The sequence below is a fragment of the Algoriphagus sp. UBA3586 genome (assembly GCF_002376385.1).
GTDB lineage: Bacteria > Bacteroidota > Bacteroidia > Cytophagales > Cyclobacteriaceae > Algoriphagus > Algoriphagus ornithinivorans.
In genome coordinates this window covers 1-16,872 of the sequence record NZ_DFMT01000029.1, presented here as the reverse complement: position 1 = coordinate 16,872, position 16,872 = coordinate 1, and the positions used below count along the sequence as shown (strand labels likewise).

Genomic DNA, 16,872 nt, shown 5'->3' with positions numbered 1-16,872 from the left:
CTAATATACGGATTTAATCGACTTGAGAGCAAGAATGTTTCAAAATCGTCGATTTTCTCGATCCATGATTTGGTTCATTTTTCAAGCCTTTCCAAGATTCAGTTTTTGATTAGGCTTTCAAGTAGGTACGGGATAAATGGGAAATCAGATTGAATTGACTCTCACTGTAAAAAAAATATACGGATAATCACAAAAAAAGCCCCGAAGAATATCAGGGCTTTCCGTTGGTTTATTTCAAAACTTCTTAAGATCTAGAAGTTCTCTTTTTCTTGGTTGGAGTTTCTTCTACAACTTCATCTTCTACACCTGCTAAAATTCTTCCGCAGTGTTCGCAGACTATTAGTTTTTTCTTTTCACGAATATCAGCCTGTCTTTGAGGTGGTACGGTGTTAAAGCAACCGCCGCAAGCTCCTCTTTTAACCATCACTACAGCCAATCCATTCTTGGCATTTGTTCTGATCTTCTCGTAAGATTTTAGAAGTCTGTCTTCGATTTTCTTAACTGCCTTGTCTCTGTCAGCTTTCAATTTTGCTTCTTCGTTTTCACTTTCAGCAACAATCGTAGAAAGCTCGTCTTTCTTTAGATCCAAGTCTTTCTGTCTGTCTTTCATAACAGCAGTCAACTCATCTAAATCGTGCTTTTTCTGATCGATTTTAGCGCCAGCTTCAGCAATTTTTTTCTTAGCAACTTGGATTTCAAGATCCTGAAGTTCTAATTCTTTGGTGATGGCATCGTACTCACGGTTGTTTCGTACGTTCATCTGCTGCTCCTGATACTTTTTGATCAGTTTTTCAGATTCCTTGATGCTTTCTTTCAAAGACTTGATCTCATCTTCGTAAGATTGGATCTCGTTATTGAATTTGTCAAGTCTAGTTTCGTAGCCGGCGATTTCATCTTCCAAATCTTGCACCTCTTCTGGAAGTGCACCGCGAACTTTGATGATTGCGTCTAGTTTAGAATCTATTAATTGAAGGTTGTGAATTGCCTCGAGTTTTTGTGCTACTGTACTTTCCATGTACTATCGGTAGGATGTGGGATTGGTAACTACTTTTGTCAAATAGAGTGCAATATTAGGAAAATTTTGTGACAATAGTTCTCCCAATAATTCTTTTGTGAAAATTTCACTTTCATAATGGCCGATATCACAAAGAATTAAGGATCCATCAGCATCAAAAAACTCATGATACTTGACGTCAGCGGTGATAAAAACGTCCGCACCCTTTCTTTTGGCATCTCCCAATAAAAATATTCCAGCACCACCACAAACAGCTACTTTCTTAATTTTTTCCTTAACTAATGCGGTATGCTTTACTATTTTCAGTTTCATTTTCTCTTTGAGATAATCTAAAAATTCTTCCGCAGTCATTGGATTTTCCAACTCTCCAAACATTCCTGCGCCGACTTCCTGATTCTCATTTTCCAAGGCACTCAGGTAATAAGCCACCTCCTCGTAGGGATGGGCTTTTTTCATGGCAGAAATTATCTTATTGCTTAAAAAAGCTGGAAGAATGACCTCAGCACGGATTTCGGCCTCGTATTGTGGAGCTCCTCTTTGGCCTAAAAAAGGATTTGCATCTTCCGATGGAGTAAAGGTGCCCATGCCCTTAACTTGAAATGAACAATCTTTATACTCTCCAATTTGCCCTGCTCCGGCTTCATAGACAGCATCCAAAACCTTGTTTTTATGTTCCTCCGGTACAAAAAATACCAACTTGTTGAGCAACTGTTTTTTAGGCTGTAAGATCTTTGTGTTCAAAAGGCCAAGTTTGTCGCTGATTCTTTTATTAACACCGTGAGCGACATGGTCTAGGTTAGTGTGGATAGCATAAATGGCAATATCATGTTTGATAGCTTTGATGATAGTTCTTTCGACATAATTTTTGCCGGTCAGGCTTTTCAATCCCTTAAAAACTATGGGGTGATGTGCCACCACCATATTGGCTCCTGCTGATATGGCTTCTTGAATGACTTCCTCAGCGCAGTCCAAAGAACAGATGATTCCGGTCAAGTCCCAGTTTCTGTTTCCTGTTATCAGTGTAGCATTATCATATGACTCCTGATAGGCTGGGGGAGCCAGCTTTTCTAAAAATGAAATTACTTCCCCAATCTTGTATCCCATAAATTTTTGGTTTATTTGATCAAAAATACGAATTCTTAGGAATGAGGCGCCTTGCTTTTCTTCTTTATCCTTTTTCAGTCCTATTTGATTTGATCACTCGAGTCAGAAACTGGCTCTATAATACTGGAGTATTCAAAACCACACCATCTCCAATTCCCGCAATTCTGGTGGGCAATTTAAGGGTTGGCGGAACAGGGAAAACCCCCATGGTGGAATACCTTATAAGAACGTTTAAAAAAGATTACCGCTTAGCTACCCTGTCCAGAGGGTATGGAAGAAAAACTGAGGGTTTTATTAAAGCTACTTCCGTCAGTAGCCCTGAGGGAATCGGGGATGAGCCCTATCAGATTTATCAAAAATTTGGAGACGAAATCCGTGTTTTTGTAGGAGAAGATCGGGTGAATGCAGCTGCAAGAATAGCAGAGGAAGAAGAAGGGTTGGACCTGCTTATCCTGGACGATGCCTTTCAGCATCGATCATTTCAAGCAGATTTTTCGATTTTATTGACTACTTGGGAAGAGCCTTTTTTTCAGGACTTTTTACTTCCAATGGGAAGGCTTAGAGAAAGTAGAAATGGAGCAAAAAGGGCCGATTTGATTATTGTTACCAAAAGCCCTTTGTCTAAGTCCAATAAGGAAGCCTCAGAATTTCAGGAAAATATTAGGCAATATGCTGGCTCAAAGCCTGTCTTGTTCACAAAAGTAGGCTATGGGGAACCACAAGCACTTGCAGAAAATTCTCAGTTCAGAAAACGAGTAATTTTATTTAGTGGAATAGCTAACAATCAGCAGTTTATAGATTATTGCAAAAGTCAATATGAAGTGTTGGAGGCTGTAAAGTTTTCGGATCATCATCATTATGATCAGGCTGATTTAGAAAAGATAGGCTTGCTTGTCGCCAAACATGCAAATGAAAATCCCGTTATTCTCACAACAGAAAAAGATGGGGTAAAAGTAAAATCTTTGCTTCCCAAAGGATTTCTAAGAGAAATTCCGATTTTTGTGCTGCCCATTCAGGTACTTTTGGAAGAAGAGGATGAGCAAAAATTGATTAAAATGGTACAACAAAAAGTCTTTGGAACGGACAAAGCTCGGTGAATAAAATTCTATTAGGAATATGCTTTTTTTGGGTGCTTCTCGTGGCTGGCTCTGCTCAGGCACAGCGTCCTATTCCAACCAATGGGAGGCAGGTTCAAAATCCCAATCAGCGGGTCAACCAGAGAACTGTGCAAGAGGGAGAAAATCAAGATGAAGAAAATGGCCGAAGAACCTTGTTGGATGATAGTACCAAGATGGTTTTTGGTCCCACCACAGCCTTATTTTATTTCGAAAAAGATATTAAGCGAAATAGTCTGACTTTATACCCTCAGGATACTTCCTTGACCAATTTTCACAATTATGATCCGGTGGCTAAAAGTGGCTGGAAGTATCAGGATTTGGGTAATATTGGTAGTGCGGCTACCCCGGTTTTTTATCAGATTCCAGAGTTAATCGGTACTACTTCGGGTTTTCATGCCTATGACATCTATTACACCGATCCTTCCAACAATCGCTATTTTGATACCAAATCTCCATTTACTGAGATGTCAGCTTTTTTCGGGGGTGGAAACCGAAATATGTTGGATATCAAATTTGCCAGAAATGTCAATCCAAGGTGGAATATAGGTTTTGATTTTCACACCATGCGGGTAAGAAAAACCCTCAATCCTACAGCTAGAGATGATAACATGGTGGATCAAACCACTTATTCTATCCATACGAATTATAGATCTGAAGACGGGAAATATTGGTTCTTGGGGAATTTCTCGAGGATGCGTCATGTGGTCAATGAGATCGGAGGGATTATACCTCCTGAAGTGGATTCTACATCAGTTTATTTCACCTATGAGGATGCGAAAGTTTGGCTAAGAACCTCCCAAGCCAGAGATTTGAGGCAGGACTATCACTTCTATCATGAATATAAGGTGAAAGACGGGCTACAGATCTATCATATTTTCGACAGAAGGAAGCAAGATTTGGTTTTTGATGCTCCTTTGACTAACAGTGATTCCCTGTATTATCCCAGTACCAGACTGAACCGGCAGGATACCACAAGAAATTTCAATGATTTTGCCGAGTGGAGAAATGAGTTCGGCTTCAAAGGGACCTTTGGAGGCTTTTATTACAATGCATTTACCCGATTGAGGAATGGTAGGATGAGAAGTCCATTTTTTAATTCTCCTAACACCTTTAATGAATTATACATAGGAGGGGAATTGATTGGGAAAATTTCTGAGAAATGGAGTGTGAGTGCTGATGGTGAATACCTTATCCCGGGAGCATTCAGGCTGCATGGGGTATTTAAATCCCCCTACTTGGATTTGGAATATACCAAAGCACTCTATAAGCCCACCTCGCTGCAGCAGGTTTATGCGGGGAATCACTATGCCTGGAATAATGATTTTTCCAACACTGGTGTAGATCAAGTGAAGGGAACCTTGAAAGTTGATTTAGAAAAAGTCAAAATCAGGCCATCATTAACCATTAGTAGGGTCAATAATTACGTCTTTTTCAACGAGCAAAGAGTGCCCGAGCAGGCAGGAGGTGAAGCTTTTATTTTGATGCCCGGTATTCAATCCTCCATACAAATAGGGAAGAAATTTAAATGGGATACAGAGGTTATTATTACGTCTGTAACTGGAGAGGCATCTGATGCTTTTAGAATCCCTGAAGTATTCGGAAATACTCGTTTTTATTTTGACAGTCCTGCATTTGATGAAAATATTTTCATCCAATTTGGTGTGGATGTGAGATACAAGTCCAGCTACTTTGCAAATGCTTATTTTACTGCTCATCAGCAATTTCACCTTCAAAATAGCTTCGAGGTATTTGCATACCCAGTGGCAGATGTTTTCCTGAATTTCAGAATCAACAGGACAAGAGTTCTATTAAAATACAATCATTTGAATGCCGGTTTGATGAATCGGGAAGGATATTTTGTCACACCTGACTACACCGGCTACAAATCATTTATTGACCTGGGAATTACCTGGTATTTATTTGACTGATATGAGCTGGGAAGAAAGTACAAGACAGAAAATGTTACATCTCAAACTACCCACTGATCCAAGGTGGGTTGGGATTGCAGAAATGCAGATCGAGGATATTTTGGTGGATCATGCTTATTGTGAACAAAAGGCGGCATCTTCCTGTATCAGTTTGATTTTGAGATATCCTGACTTGGACGAGTTGGTGGAAACTCTGACTCCCATAGTTGCAGAAGAATGGGGGCATTTTGAGCGGGTGATGGAGCAGCTACGAAAGAGAAATATGAAGTTTGGTTTTCCTAGAAAGGATGAATATGTCATCAAACTCAATGGTTTTGTCAAAAAAGGTGGAAGTAGGAAACAACAGTTGACGGAGCATTTATTATTGAATGCTTTGATCGAGGCAAGGAGTTGTGAGCGTTTTAAACTTTTATCCAAACATATTCAGGATGAGGAGCTGAAAAAGTTTTATTACGAGTTGATGATTTCTGAGGCTGGGCATTACGTTACTTTCATAGAAATGGCCAGAAAATTTCATGATCCTGAATATGTCAATCAACGATGGCAAGAATGGCTGGATTATGAAGCAAGTATCCTAAAAGAAATGGAGTTGAGAGGGGATAGGATGCATTGAATTAAAGTGTAACTGAAAGTTGAAATTCAATAATTTGAGTCTCAAATTTTTTTTAAAAGCGAATTGCTTATTATTAAGAATCATAAATGAGTTTTTTCTAAAAATCTGTTCTAATTCGAACAATACATGAATTTGATCGAAAATATAAGGGAAGCCCTAAAGTCTGTTCAAGTTAATATTCTAAGGACTATCCTGACCGGTGCAATTATAGCAATTGGTATTTCCTCTCTTGTAGGGATGTTGACTGCCATCGATGGAATAAAGTCTCAAATTGCAGAAAGCTTTTCTGGTTTGGGAGCTAATACTTTTGATGTAAGAAACAAAGGTTTCAGTGGGGGACGAGCTATTCAAGATGGAAAAGAGGAGAAGACCTATCCTAAATTGTCTTTCCGAGAAGTGCAGGATTTCAAGCAGGAATATAGTTCTATCGGAATATCTACGGTGGAAACTACAGTCAGTCGAGCCGCTGAGATAAAAAGAGGTTCCGAAACCACCAATCCAAATTCGAGAATTAGAGGCGTGGATGAAAATTACCTGAGCATAAAAGCAATCAAACTCGAAGAAGGTAGAAATTTTTCCAATCTTGAAATACGATACGGAAATAACGTATGCATCATAGGAAAAGAAATTCAGGAAACTCTTTTTGAATCCAATGAAGATCCTATCAATCAAAAAATCAGCTTTTTCGGAAAGCCTTACACCATTGTAGGAGTATTGGAAAAGCAAGGTGGAGTAGGGCAGGATCAAGGAGCAGACAGACAGGTTTTAATTCCTATAGAGAATGCTGCAAGACTTGACCAAAGAGGTGTTTTCAATTACAATGTTACAGCTGTTGCTTCCGGCCCTGAGCGTATCGATTACGAAATGGGTCAGGCAATTGGGATGATGAGAAAAATCCGTCAGGATAGAGTAACTGCTGAGAACTCCTTTGATCTTACAAAAAGTCAATCGGTAGCGGAAAGTTTGGAGGAAGTTGCCGGGTATCTGAGAATAGGAGGTTTTGGTATTGGGTTCATTACTCTTTTGGGAGCCTCCATCGGACTGATGAATATCATGCTGGTTTCTGTTACAGAGAGGACCCGTGAGATAGGTATTAGAAAAGCTTTAGGAGCTACTCCACTGAGGATCCGTCAGCAATTTTTGATAGAAGCAATTATGATTTGCGTGCTAGGTGGAATTTTCGGGGTAATTCTCGGAATAGCAATCGGAAATGTCATTGCTAATGCGATTGGACCTGGAGGTTTCTTGGTTCCTTGGCTGTGGATGTTTATCGCTTTTATTATTTGTATCATCGTTGGCTTATTGTCTGGTTACTTCCCAGCTTTCAAAGCAAGTAAACTTGACCCTATCGAATCCTTGAGATACGAATAGTCGAATTTGTTCTTTCAAGTCCCATTTCCTAAGCCTTAGGAGATGGGACTTTTTTATTTTTTGAATCTCCAATCATAAGTATAGTTTTTTAAAAAATTTATAAAAGATGAAATAGAAATCATTATTTTTCGATTATGAAAAGTAATGAATTTGATGCTATAGTAGTTGGTTCTGGGATATCCGGAGGATGGGCAGCTAAAGAACTTTGCGAAAAGGGATTGAAAACCTTGGTCTTGGAAAGAGGAAGGGATGTTCAGCACCTAAAGGACTATCCGACCATGACAGCATCAGTGTGGGACATGCCTCACAGAAATCAGATTCCCAGGGAGGATAAGATGAAAAATCCTGTGGTGAACCGTTGCTATGCTTACAAAGAGGATACGGAGCACTTTTTTGTCAAAGATTCAGATCATCCTTATGTCCAGGAAAAGCCCTTCGATTGGATTCGAGGCTATCAAGTGGGTGGTAAATCTTTGATTTGGGCTAGACAGACTCAACGTTGGAGTGCATATGACTTTGAAGGGCCAGGCAGGGATGGTTTTGCAGTTGATTGGCCCATTCGTTACGAAGATGTGGCACCTTGGTACAGCTATGTGGAGCGATTTGTCGGTATTTCCGGAAGTTATGAAGGATTAGATACCTTACCGGATGGAGAGTTTTTGCCAGCTTGGGAGATGAATTGTGTGGAAAAAGAGATTCAACAGCGGGTTAATCAATCCTATCAAGATAGAAAATTCATCAAAGGTAGGTGCGCGCATCTGACACAACCCAAAGACCAACACCTAGCTCAAGGGAGGGGGCAATGTATGGCAAGAAATCAGTGCTACAGAGGCTGTCCTTTTGGAGGATATTTTAGCAGTAATTCTTCTACTTTACCTTGGGCAGCAAAAACCGGTAATTTGACTTTAAGACCTGACTCAGTGGTTCATTCTGTGATTTGGGATGAGGAAAAAGGAAAAGCGGTTGGAGTCAAAGTGATTGACAGGATAACAAAGGAGGAGAAAGATTATTTTGCCAAAATCATTTTTTTGAATGCATCGGCTTTGAATACCAATTTGATTTTATTGAATAGCACTTCCAGAAGGTTTCCAGAAGGATTGGGCAATGAAAATGGGGTTTTGGGGAAATACATTGCGTTTCATAACTATAGAGGAACCATCTCAGCTAAGTATGAAGGCTTTGAAGATCAATACTATTTTGGTAGAAGACCAACCGCGGTCATGATGCCTAATTTTAGAAATGTGAAAAAGCAGGAAATGGATTTCCTTAGAGGATATATGACTTTTTACTCTGCCGGCCGTTCTGGTTTTGGTCATGCAGATGTGGGAGGATTTGGCACCGAATTTAAAAAAGCCAATACTCAACCTGGTCCTTGGAATGTTTTTATGATGATGCAGGGAGAAACTATTCCAAAGGAAAGTAATCAAGTGAGCTTGAGTAAGGATCAAAAAGACGAATGGGGTATACCATTGCTACAGGTTAGTGTGGATTATGATGAAAATGATGAGAAAATTCTACAGGATTTTCATCAGCAGGGAGAGGAAATGCTGGAAAAGGCAGGCTGTGTGAATATTAGAAAATCTGATAGCAAGCAAGCTCCTGGTTTGGATATACATGAGATGGGAGGAGTGCGAATGGGACGAGACCCCCAAACTTCTTTGCTCAATGGATTTAATCAAATGCACCATGCGCCTAACGTCTTCGTAACTGATGGAGCCTGTATGACCTCCACAGGCACTCAAAATCCTTCCATAACCTATATGGCACTCACAGCCCGAGCAGTAGATTATGCTGTAAAAGAACTGAAGAAAGGAAATTTATCTTAATTCCTTTTCCTTATCTGTAAGCTATCAGCCAAGAATTGATATTGCATTCAAATTTTCCACTGATATAATTTTAAAGGGAAGTTTTTCAGGAATTGGTTAAATAGTTGGGAGTATTACACCCAAAACCTATATAAACCATGAAAAATAGCCTTTTAATTATTTGTTTACTCTTCAGCAATTGGATTTATGGCAATCCTAATTCTGAAATAAAGTCCTCTGAGGGCAGCTACAAGCTAGTAGTTGAAGGGTTCGATTGGGGACCTGCCGTCAATCAGGTGATTATCACTTTAGAGAATGAAGTGTCTGATGCAAATCCTGCAGAATTTAAAGTTTTTGCAAAAAGAGAAAGCTCTCAGGGTGATATTCCGGAATCCCAAAAATCAGGAGAAAGAGATGTGGTTTTTGCCTTTGTTTCCGATGAAAATGGGAATCGGGTAGCATCTGGGAAACATATCACTTTGGTATTGGAGGTGAGCCCAACTCAACCTATAGGCTCTCCAATCCAATATATGAGAGTTGGAAACCGAGGTGGTAACTTTTGGATTGATTATTCACTGACAATTATTAATTCGAAGACCAATCAAGTTTGGAATCAGGCAGCTGGAAAAATCATGCCTTTAGTAGATGAATACGATTTGAAGGGGAAATTTCAGTACGGTAATTTGACCATGTCCTATGCCTCATTTAGCCCTGAAACAAAAGGGAAAAAAGCTCCTTTGATAATTTGGCTGCATGGCGGAGGTGAAGGAGGGATGGATCCTACCATAGCTCTTTTGGGAAACCGAGCGGCCAATTATGCCTCCCCTGAAATTCAAACTTTGTTTGGTGATGCCGGTGCTTATGTTTTGGTGCCTCAAAGTCCAACATTCTGGATGCAGGCTGCCGAGGGTATGACCCGTGGTCAAACGAATGATATTTATAATGAGGCATTGTTTGCCTTAATTCAAGATTACGTAAAGTCCAATCCTGGAATTGACCCCAAAAGGATTTACGTTGGAGGTTGCTCAAATGGAGGATACATGTCTCTAAAGTTGATCCTTGAGCACCCTGACTATTTTGCTGCGGGTTATATCAGCGCTCTTGCTTATGACGCTCAGTACGTGACTGAACAGGATATTCAAAAAATCAAGCAGGTTCCCATGTGGTTTGTTCATTCCAAAGATGATGGAGTAACCAAACCAGAATCTACCGTGGTTCCACTTTATGATAGATTAAAGAAGGCTGGAGCTAAAAATGTACATTTTACATTTTATGATCATGTAACTGATATTACCGGATTCTATGGGGGAGATAATTATCATTACAATGGACATTGGTCTTGGATTTATGTTCATGCCAATCAAGCTAGGACAGGTTTGGATGGATCTCCTGTTTTAGTGGGAGGAAGGCCTGTTACCATCATGGAATGGATGGCTGCCCAGGCCAAAAAATAAGAAAAGGAGCCTCGAGCTCCTTTTTTTATACAATATCTGTTTTTCTGGGATCAGGTCCATATTTGTTTGGACCATCTTGACCTTCTTTATATGCTAGCCATACAAATCCAATAAAATTAATGGGTGGCGGAATTAATAGGTAAAGGGCATATTTCCAATCCATCCCAATATCGTGTAAACGTCTTATCGCCTGTATCAGCAATAAAACTATCGAGGCAATCAAGATAATGCTGAAAGAGAAAAAGGCAGGCCAAGCTTCGATTTGGTAGGCTTCCCAAGCTTTCATTAAGCATAAAATGTTGACGAAATAAAAAAACATGAAGAGTGTTAAATACTTTCTTCGTGTAATTCGTCCAGTAGGTTTTAAAATAGATTTCATACCTAATTAACACATTAAATAGCTAATTGTTTTGTTTCAACAGATCCTTTCGCGCTAGGAAGCCTATTCAATGTATTCTAGTATATCGCCAGGTTGACAATCCAAGGCTTTACAAATTGCTTCCAAGGTACTGAATCTGATTGCTTTTGCTTTCCCTGTTTTAAGAATGGAAAGATTGGATAAGGTTAATTCAACTTTTTCTGAAAGCTCATTCAAAGAAATTTTTCTTTTAGCCATCATGACATCCAAATTGACTTGTATAGGCATAGCTTAGATGGTTAGTTCGTTATCTTGTTGAATTTCAATTCCTCTTTTAAAAATCTGAGAAACCACTAGGAGTAACATGCCCATGAAAATAAATTCCAGCCTTCCTTCCAAATGCTCCCAAGCTTCTGATACCTCGTAATTTTTGCCATTCAAAAATTTAGCATAGGCAAAAACTACATAAGTTAAAATACCTATTAGAAATGTGATGCCTGTCATTTTGGTCAGGTGATGATAAACTTCATTTGTAAAAGGCTCAACGAGTTTTAGCTTCTGAAATAGCTGAACTACCTGATAGAGAAGGTTGGTTTTGATAATGAAAATCGTAATCAATCCGATCACTAATAAATGATAGGAAATGGGACTTTGAACCATCAGACTTTTAAGTGATAATCCCAGATAAAGATCATTTGCTCCTTCTGGATTGACAAAAATGCTTACTCCATAAGAAATGATTAGGGTTCCAGTTTTTATTGCTAAGCCAATAAAGATGATCCAAAAGATCACCTGTAGGATGGAAAGTGATTGTGATGCCCTCATGGTATGTTTTTTATTTTTTCGAAATATACAATAAAAATTTATTGAAAAACAATAAATAATTATTGATAAAAAATTTATTCAATTCTAGTTCTGTCAATTATTGCCAATAAATTTTAAATCTCCTTTTGCTTGCTTAAACTGTAACTAGGCCTTTGACAAAAATATTGACATGGAAAAAGATCATTGGAAAGGTAGGGGAGCCCAGCTACAAACGGGTAACCGATTTTCCTCACAGCATTTAGTGACTGAGCATTCGGAAGGTTTGGATGAGGAGTTGATTTTGTCTCCAAAAACCAATATCCGATTGGAGCATCCAAAAACTATCATCAATCCAGTCAAAAGCCCAGATATAGGTTTGAGCTTTTCATTGAATCCTTATCAAGGATGTGAACATGGATGTAGCTATTGCTATGCAAGAAATTCCCATGAATATTATGGCTTTTCGGCAGGTTTAGATTTTGAAACCCAATTGATGGCAAAACCAGATGCTCCAAGATTGTTGGAAAAGCAGATCCTGAGTTCAAACTGGAAGGTAGCTCCAATTTCACTTTCAGGAAATACGGATTGTTATCAGCCTATTGAGAAGAAAATGGGAATTACCAGGCAATTGTTAGAAGTATTTGCCCGCTATCGGCATCCGGTAGGGATTATCACCAAAAATTCACTGATAGAAAGGGATATTGATATTTTGCAAGACTTAGCGAAGGAGGATTTGGTGCAAGTCTATATATCGATTACCTCTTTGAATGAAGAATTGAGAAGGAAAATGGAACCCAGAACTGCCAGTGCTTCTAAGCGGCTTCAAATAATTGAAAAGTTGAGCAATGTTGGTGTTCCGGTCGCAGTAATGAATGCCCCCATTATTCCGGGATTGAATGACCAAGAAATTCCAGAAATTTTGAAAGCAAGCGCTGAAAAAGGAGCTAGGTCTGCAGGGATGACCGTGGTTCGTTTGAATGGAAAATTGGAGGAGATTTTTAGTGATTGGTTAAAGAGAAATTATCCGGATAGATTTCAAAAAGTCATGGGTCAAATCGCCGAGCTTCATGGGGGATCCGTTAAAGATGTAGAATTTGGAAGAAGAATGAAAGGAGAAGGAATACTCGCTGAAATGATTCACCAACTTTTTTACACCTCTAAAAAGAAATATTTCTCCAATCGCACCATGCCAAAATTCAATCTTCAGGCCTTCAGGAAAGGGGGGAACTATTCGCTGAATTTTGGATAATTATTAATGGCCTTACCTTTTCTTAGTTGGAAAGATTTGAATAATAATCATGGATCAAGGCTGCAAATTTCTTTGGCGAATTCGGATCAAATCGGAAATAAAGGCAAGGCTCAATCAATTCCAATTCCATCAAGGCAAAGCTTCCCTGACGGGTTCGAACCAGATCAACTCTGGCATAGAAAGGAGTTGATGATAAAGCCTTCATTGCTTTACCTGCTGCTTTCACAAGTTCTGGTTCTGGGTTTGGAATAGCTATTACCCCGCCTCCATGTTCTTCCTGAACTCTAAAGTCTCCGATTCCTACGGTCTTTAGAATGGTGTGGCTAAGCTCCCCATTCAAGTAAATCAAAGAGAACTCACCCTCTTTGACAATGCCACTCATGAAAGGCTGTATCATACCTTCTTTTTCCTGAAAGACTTCCAGAGGCTTCTCCCAGTCTAGCGGATGGGAAATATTGATCCAAAAAGTATCGTCTGCATTTGCACCTACAAGAGGTTTGATTACTAACTGATTACTTTTAAATTTTTCAAAAGATTCGGTGATGAGGCTTTCATCCAAGCTTGAAAATTTCTGAGTAGGAACCAGTTCAATTCCTTTTTCTGCCAATTCAAAAAGGTATCCTTTGTGAATGTTCTGTTTTACGATATCTAAAGGATTTAAAAGAATTGCCGTGGAATCCTCTATTTTTTGAAGGACTTCCATGAACTCTTCCAAATGCTGTTGATAATCCCAAGGGCTTCTGATGATGACCAAATCCCATTTATTCCAATCGGTTTTCTCATTCCAAGGAATATTTTTTACTTCCCAGCCTAATTCATGCAGGAACGGATGAACCAAATCATCGTCAATAAACCAGCCTTCGGTATTGGAAATGGAAAGAAAAGCGCAACGGGGCATATTGTTGAATTTATTCTATCCAAATATCAGTAAGAATTGGAAATTATGCCTTTGAAACCCTTAAAATCTTTGATTGGATCCAATCATTATTTGGTGGCGTAACTTTTTAATCTGTCTTTGATAAAATAATGCCAACCTCCCTCGCAGCTTTCTCTTTGGAATTCAGGGATATTCTGAGGGAAGGTTTCTAAGCCCTCTGTAATGACTGTAAGTTTTGTTCCGCCGTTTTTTTCCTCCAATTGAAAAGTAACAAACCCCTCACCTGAATATTCTTTATAAGTCCAACTCAATTTGATTTTTTCAAAAGGGATTACCTCAAAAACTTTCCAAATATGGGTAAAAGTCCTCTGCTCCGAACTTACGGAGAATGAGGTTTCAAACCCTTCTTCAGCTTTGAAATCTGGAAGATTTTCAAAATACCATTGATGCATATGCTGGATTTCTACCAAATATTTCCATAGGGTCTTTACGTCCTGATGAAAAGTTTCAGATACAATAATTGGCTTAAAATGATTTGATTTCATATTGTAAATGGAGTTTAAAAATAAGGTTTTACGAATTTTTATTGAAATTGAAATCAGAAAACCAATTCGGGAAAATATAACAGATCAATGCTTCTAGGCATGCTGCACAGATTAGTAAGAAGCCGAAAATAACAGGCATTCCAATCAAAGCTCCCATTGCAAGTAATGTTCCTAAAGAAAGTCCAGGAGTTTCCCAAACCTCACCTGATGCAAGCCCTAAGGTAACTAAAGAGTCAACCACTAACCCTCCAATGGAGTAAATAATCCCACAAAAGAAGCCGAGTATTACTCCAATTTTTGCATGAAACCGGATCCATGATTTAAGGTCAATCGTTTTTGGAACCTTCATAACTTGAGTGTTGATCAAGTATAAGTTACCAAAATCCAGACAGATTACCTGAGAATTAAAAATTGTAGTGTAGCAGTTTTAATTTCGGTTTAGAGCTTTTTAATAATTAGTACAGTCCTGTTGGGAACATATAAATGCACCATTTGGTCCTTGTCTGTCTCATACTTCACTGACTTATCCACTCTTTCGAAGCCTCCATATTTCTTTTCATCTGAATGGAGAGCTATTTGATATTTTCCTTTTTCGGGCATTGGGACAGGGTATCCAAAATAGGATTCTGTAGGATGAAAAGAGAAAACAAATATTAATTGTCCTCTATGGTAGGCAATGATTTTCTTGTCAGGATCCAGATAGAGTTGCTCTGCACTGCCAGAGGACAATAAGTCATGGTTTTTTGCCAATTGAATCATGGATTTATCCCAAGCATCCAACTGAGAGTATCGAAGATGCTCAGTGTCTACTAATGACCATTGTCTTCGGGCATATTGATAGCTCCAATTATTGCCTTCTCTTGGAAAATCTACCCATTCAGGATGCCCGAATTCATTACCAATGAAGTTGAGATAACCTTCTCCTCCCAATGAAAGCGTGATCATTCGGATCATTTTATGGAGAGCAATACCTCGGTCAATAACCAGATTTTGATTTAAAACCGACATGGAAAAGTACATTTCCTTATCCATAAGCCAAAAGGCAATAGATTTATCACCTACCAGAGCCTGATCATGGCTTTCTGCATAAGCGATGGATTTTTCCTTCTTGGGTCTGTTAGTTAGTTCATGCCAAAGCTCAAACATATCCCATTGCTCATCTTGCTTGTGCTTCAGCGTTTTGATCCAAAAATCAGGAATTCCCATCGCTAACCTGAAGTCAAAACCTATTCCTCCATCTGCCACCTGCCTGCATAATCCGGGCATTCCGCTAACCTCCTCAGCAATCGCTATAGCATGAGGGTTGAGTTGATGGATTACTTCATTTGCCAATTGGAAATACAGCAAGGCATCCTCATCTACCCCCAAGTCAAAATATTTGTCTGCAGAGTCAAATGAGGTATGACCATGGTGATGATAAAGCATGGATGTAGCACCGTCGAATCGGAAACCGTCGAAGTGAAATTCCTCCATCCAGTATCGAATGTTGGAAAGCAAAAACTGCTGAACCTCCCATTTTCCATAATCAAATAGCTTGGAATCCCAGCCTTCGTGATAGCCTCTCATTCCGGGATGAAAGTATTGATGATCCGTGCCGTCAAATTCATTTAATCCTTCATTCACATTCTTAACTGCATGTGAATGTACAATATCCATAATCACTGCTATACCCATATTGTGGGCTGTATTGATCAGGGATTTTAATTCTTCAGGTGTGCCGAATCTGGAGGATGGCGCAAAAAAGTTGGATACATGATAACCAAAAGAGCCGTAGTAGGGGTGTTCCATGACAGCCATCATTTGAATGGCATTGTAACCACCCGCTTTAATTCGGGGCAAAATATTTTCTTCAAATTCCTTGTAAGTGCCTACTCCTAATTTTTCCTGGGCCATTCCCACATGACATTCATAGATGAGGGGCATCTGGTGAATCGCTTGAAGTTGAAATGCTGAATCAGTCCATTCGAAGGATTTCTCAGGAAACCATAATTGACCGGCAAAGTCATGGCTTCTTTCATCCTGCACCACTCTTCTTATAAAGGCAGGAATTCTATCTAGGGCCACGTCATTTGCTCCAATGACATGTGTTTTGATTTTACTCTCGTGAACAAATTTGTCTTTATATTCTTGATAGGGTAGGAAAATTTCCCAATCTCCTCTGTGATTTCTACGCATAGGATGATTATACCTATCCCAGTTGTTAAAATCCCCCATTAAGAAAAGTTGCTTGGCGGCAGGAGCCCATTCCCTGTAAATCCATCCCTTTCGGATGGGTTCAAAATGTATTCCGTAATACTGATGTAAATTGGCAAATTCCAAAATGCTTCCAAACTCATTTTCAATATGGAATTTTGCACTGTTAAACCGGTCTATTCTCTTTTGAACTTGCGTTTCAAAAGTTTCCAACCAAGGTTCATCCTGAATAAGCTGTGGTGTATTGTTTGAATTCACGAAAAATTAGATTAACCTGAGCTGAATTTAGGAAAAAATAGGAGGAATGAAACTTTCCCACAGCTCAAATAAAAAAGAGGCTCTGTTAAAGGCGGTTTTGTCACATTGAGCGGAGTCGAAATGTGGCCATTAATGATAGAAAAAGCCTTCCACTCCCTGCCTACCGTCCTTTAGGTTTGC

Annotated in this window: 16 protein-coding genes; 7 read left to right on the top strand and 9 right to left on the bottom strand. The window is 39.2% G+C overall.

Annotation, left to right across the window (positions count from 1 at the left end):
* Nucleotides 1–244 precede the first annotated feature (244 nt).
* Both B2906_RS09725 and B2906_RS09720 read right to left on the bottom strand, forming a co-directional pair.
* Nucleotides 245–1,015, bottom strand: coding sequence for a zinc ribbon domain-containing protein (locus B2906_RS09725; RefSeq protein ID WP_219958483.1), 771 nt, complete (start codon nucleotides 1,013–1,015; stop codon nucleotides 245–247).
* 3 nt (nucleotides 1,016–1,018) lie between these two features.
* Nucleotides 1,019–2,119 carry a Nif3-like dinuclear metal center hexameric protein gene (locus B2906_RS09720; protein ID WP_219958484.1) on the bottom strand — a complete coding sequence of 367 codons (1,101 nt, stop codon included), beginning with the start codon at nucleotides 2,117–2,119 and terminating at the stop codon, nucleotides 1,019–1,021.
* Nucleotides 2,120–2,160: 41 nt separating this feature from the next.
* On the opposite strand from B2906_RS09720, the gene lpxK reads away from it, so the two are divergent.
* The 6 genes from lpxK (at nucleotide 2,161) to B2906_RS09690 (ending at nucleotide 10,408) form a co-directional block, all read left to right on the top strand.
* Nucleotides 2,161–3,216, top strand: coding sequence for a tetraacyldisaccharide 4'-kinase (gene lpxK, locus B2906_RS09715; protein ID WP_219958485.1), 1,056 nt, complete (start codon nucleotides 2,161–2,163; stop codon nucleotides 3,214–3,216).
* Complete coding sequence (locus B2906_RS09710; protein ID WP_255590546.1) at nucleotides 3,213–5,165, top strand: putative porin; 1,953 nt, start codon at nucleotides 3,213–3,215, stop codon at nucleotides 5,163–5,165. Before lpxK ends, B2906_RS09710 begins: the two co-directional genes overlap by 4 nt.
* 1 nt (nucleotide 5,166) lies before the next feature.
* Nucleotides 5,167–5,778 carry a tRNA-(ms[2]io[6]A)-hydroxylase gene (locus tag B2906_RS09705; RefSeq protein ID WP_219958486.1) on the top strand — a complete coding sequence of 204 codons (612 nt, stop codon included), beginning with the start codon at nucleotides 5,167–5,169 and terminating at the stop codon, nucleotides 5,776–5,778.
* A gap of 126 nt (nucleotides 5,779–5,904) precedes the next feature.
* Nucleotides 5,905–7,149 (top strand): ABC transporter permease, encoded by a 1,245-nt coding sequence (locus B2906_RS09700; protein ID WP_144603471.1) that lies wholly within the window; start codon nucleotides 5,905–5,907, stop codon nucleotides 7,147–7,149.
* 134 nt (nucleotides 7,150–7,283) lie between these two features.
* Nucleotides 7,284–8,975, top strand: a complete 1,692-nt coding sequence (locus B2906_RS09695) for a GMC oxidoreductase (protein ID WP_144603474.1) — start codon at nucleotides 7,284–7,286, stop codon at nucleotides 8,973–8,975.
* Nucleotides 8,976–9,112: 137 nt separating this feature from the next.
* The gene (locus B2906_RS09690) at nucleotides 9,113–10,408 is read left to right on the top strand and encodes a prolyl oligopeptidase family serine peptidase (protein ID WP_144603476.1); all 1,296 of its coding nucleotides are present in this window, start codon (nucleotides 9,113–9,115) and stop codon (nucleotides 10,406–10,408) included.
* A 25-nt stretch (nucleotides 10,409–10,433) separates the two neighbouring features.
* On the opposite strand, the gene B2906_RS09685 is transcribed toward B2906_RS09690, so the two are convergent.
* The 3 genes from B2906_RS09685 to B2906_RS09675 all read right to left on the bottom strand — a co-directional run bounded on the left by B2906_RS09685 (nucleotide 10,434) and on the right by B2906_RS09675 (nucleotide 11,591).
* Nucleotides 10,434–10,787 (bottom strand): DUF805 domain-containing protein, encoded by a 354-nt coding sequence (locus B2906_RS09685; RefSeq protein ID WP_091655349.1) that lies wholly within the window; start codon nucleotides 10,785–10,787, stop codon nucleotides 10,434–10,436.
* Between the two features lie 63 nt (nucleotides 10,788–10,850).
* On the bottom strand, nucleotides 10,851–11,054 hold the full coding sequence (locus B2906_RS09680) for a helix-turn-helix domain-containing protein (RefSeq protein ID WP_091655348.1): 204 nt from the start codon (nucleotides 11,052–11,054) through the stop codon (nucleotides 10,851–10,853).
* A gap of 3 nt (nucleotides 11,055–11,057) precedes the next feature.
* On the bottom strand, nucleotides 11,058–11,591 hold the full coding sequence (locus tag B2906_RS09675; RefSeq protein WP_144603478.1) for a DUF2975 domain-containing protein: 534 nt from the start codon (nucleotides 11,589–11,591) through the stop codon (nucleotides 11,058–11,060).
* 169 nt (nucleotides 11,592–11,760) lie between these two features.
* Between B2906_RS09675 and B2906_RS09670 the strand changes: the two genes are divergently transcribed.
* The gene (locus B2906_RS09670; protein ID WP_144603480.1) at nucleotides 11,761–12,819 is read left to right on the top strand and encodes a PA0069 family radical SAM protein; all 1,059 of its coding nucleotides are present in this window, start codon (nucleotides 11,761–11,763) and stop codon (nucleotides 12,817–12,819) included.
* A gap of 22 nt (nucleotides 12,820–12,841) precedes the next feature.
* Here the strand turns inward: B2906_RS09670 and B2906_RS09665 are convergent, their stop codons facing one another.
* The 4 genes from B2906_RS09665 to B2906_RS09650 form a co-directional block, all read right to left on the bottom strand.
* The gene (locus B2906_RS09665; RefSeq protein ID WP_144603483.1) at nucleotides 12,842–13,717 is read right to left on the bottom strand and encodes an ATP-grasp domain-containing protein; all 876 of its coding nucleotides are present in this window, start codon (nucleotides 13,715–13,717) and stop codon (nucleotides 12,842–12,844) included.
* Between the two features lie 86 nt (nucleotides 13,718–13,803).
* A complete protein-coding gene (locus tag B2906_RS09660) occupies nucleotides 13,804–14,241 on the bottom strand; it encodes an SRPBCC family protein (protein ID WP_144603486.1) in 438 nt (145 codons plus the stop codon).
* A gap of 28 nt (nucleotides 14,242–14,269) precedes the next feature.
* Nucleotides 14,270–14,590 carry a hypothetical protein gene (locus B2906_RS09655; protein WP_144603488.1) on the bottom strand — a complete coding sequence of 107 codons (321 nt, stop codon included), beginning with the start codon at nucleotides 14,588–14,590 and terminating at the stop codon, nucleotides 14,270–14,272.
* Nucleotides 14,591–14,679: 89 nt separating this feature from the next.
* Nucleotides 14,680–16,692 (bottom strand): alpha amylase C-terminal domain-containing protein, encoded by a 2,013-nt coding sequence (locus B2906_RS09650; protein WP_144603490.1) that lies wholly within the window; start codon nucleotides 16,690–16,692, stop codon nucleotides 14,680–14,682.
* Nucleotides 16,693–16,872: the final 180 nt, after the last annotated feature.

What these genes read in the sequence shown, in the direction of transcription:
- lpxK (WP_219958485.1), top strand. Translation starts at nt 2,161, where the DNA reads ATGAGGCGCCTTGCTTTTCTTCTTTATCCTTTTTCAGTCCTATTTGAT.
- B2906_RS09690 (WP_144603476.1), top strand. Translation starts at nt 9,113, where the DNA reads ATGAAAAATAGCCTTTTAATTATTTGTTTACTCTTCAGCAATTGGATT.
- B2906_RS09720 (WP_219958484.1), bottom strand. Translation starts at nt 2,119, where the DNA reads ATGGGATACAAGATTGGGGAAGTAATTTCATTTTTAGAAAAGCTGGCT.
- B2906_RS09670 (WP_144603480.1), top strand. Translation starts at nt 11,761, where the DNA reads ATGGAAAAAGATCATTGGAAAGGTAGGGGAGCCCAGCTACAAACGGGT.
- B2906_RS09685 (WP_091655349.1), bottom strand. Translation starts at nt 10,787, where the DNA reads ATGAAATCTATTTTAAAACCTACTGGACGAATTACACGAAGAAAGTAT.
- B2906_RS09675 (WP_144603478.1), bottom strand. Translation starts at nt 11,591, where the DNA reads ATGAGGGCATCACAATCACTTTCCATCCTACAGGTGATCTTTTGGATC.
- B2906_RS09700 (WP_144603471.1), top strand. Translation starts at nt 5,905, where the DNA reads ATGAATTTGATCGAAAATATAAGGGAAGCCCTAAAGTCTGTTCAAGTT.
- B2906_RS09705 (WP_219958486.1), top strand. Translation starts at nt 5,167, where the DNA reads ATGAGCTGGGAAGAAAGTACAAGACAGAAAATGTTACATCTCAAACTA.
- B2906_RS09725 (WP_219958483.1), bottom strand. Translation starts at nt 1,015, where the DNA reads ATGGAAAGTACAGTAGCACAAAAACTCGAGGCAATTCACAACCTTCAA.
- B2906_RS09680 (WP_091655348.1), bottom strand. Translation starts at nt 11,054, where the DNA reads ATGCCTATACAAGTCAATTTGGATGTCATGATGGCTAAAAGAAAAATT.
- B2906_RS09695 (WP_144603474.1), top strand. Translation starts at nt 7,284, where the DNA reads ATGAAAAGTAATGAATTTGATGCTATAGTAGTTGGTTCTGGGATATCC.
- B2906_RS09665 (WP_144603483.1), bottom strand. Translation starts at nt 13,717, where the DNA reads ATGCCCCGTTGCGCTTTTCTTTCCATTTCCAATACCGAAGGCTGGTTT.
- B2906_RS09660 (WP_144603486.1), bottom strand. Translation starts at nt 14,241, where the DNA reads ATGAAATCAAATCATTTTAAGCCAATTATTGTATCTGAAACTTTTCAT.
- B2906_RS09655 (WP_144603488.1), bottom strand. Translation starts at nt 14,590, where the DNA reads ATGAAGGTTCCAAAAACGATTGACCTTAAATCATGGATCCGGTTTCAT.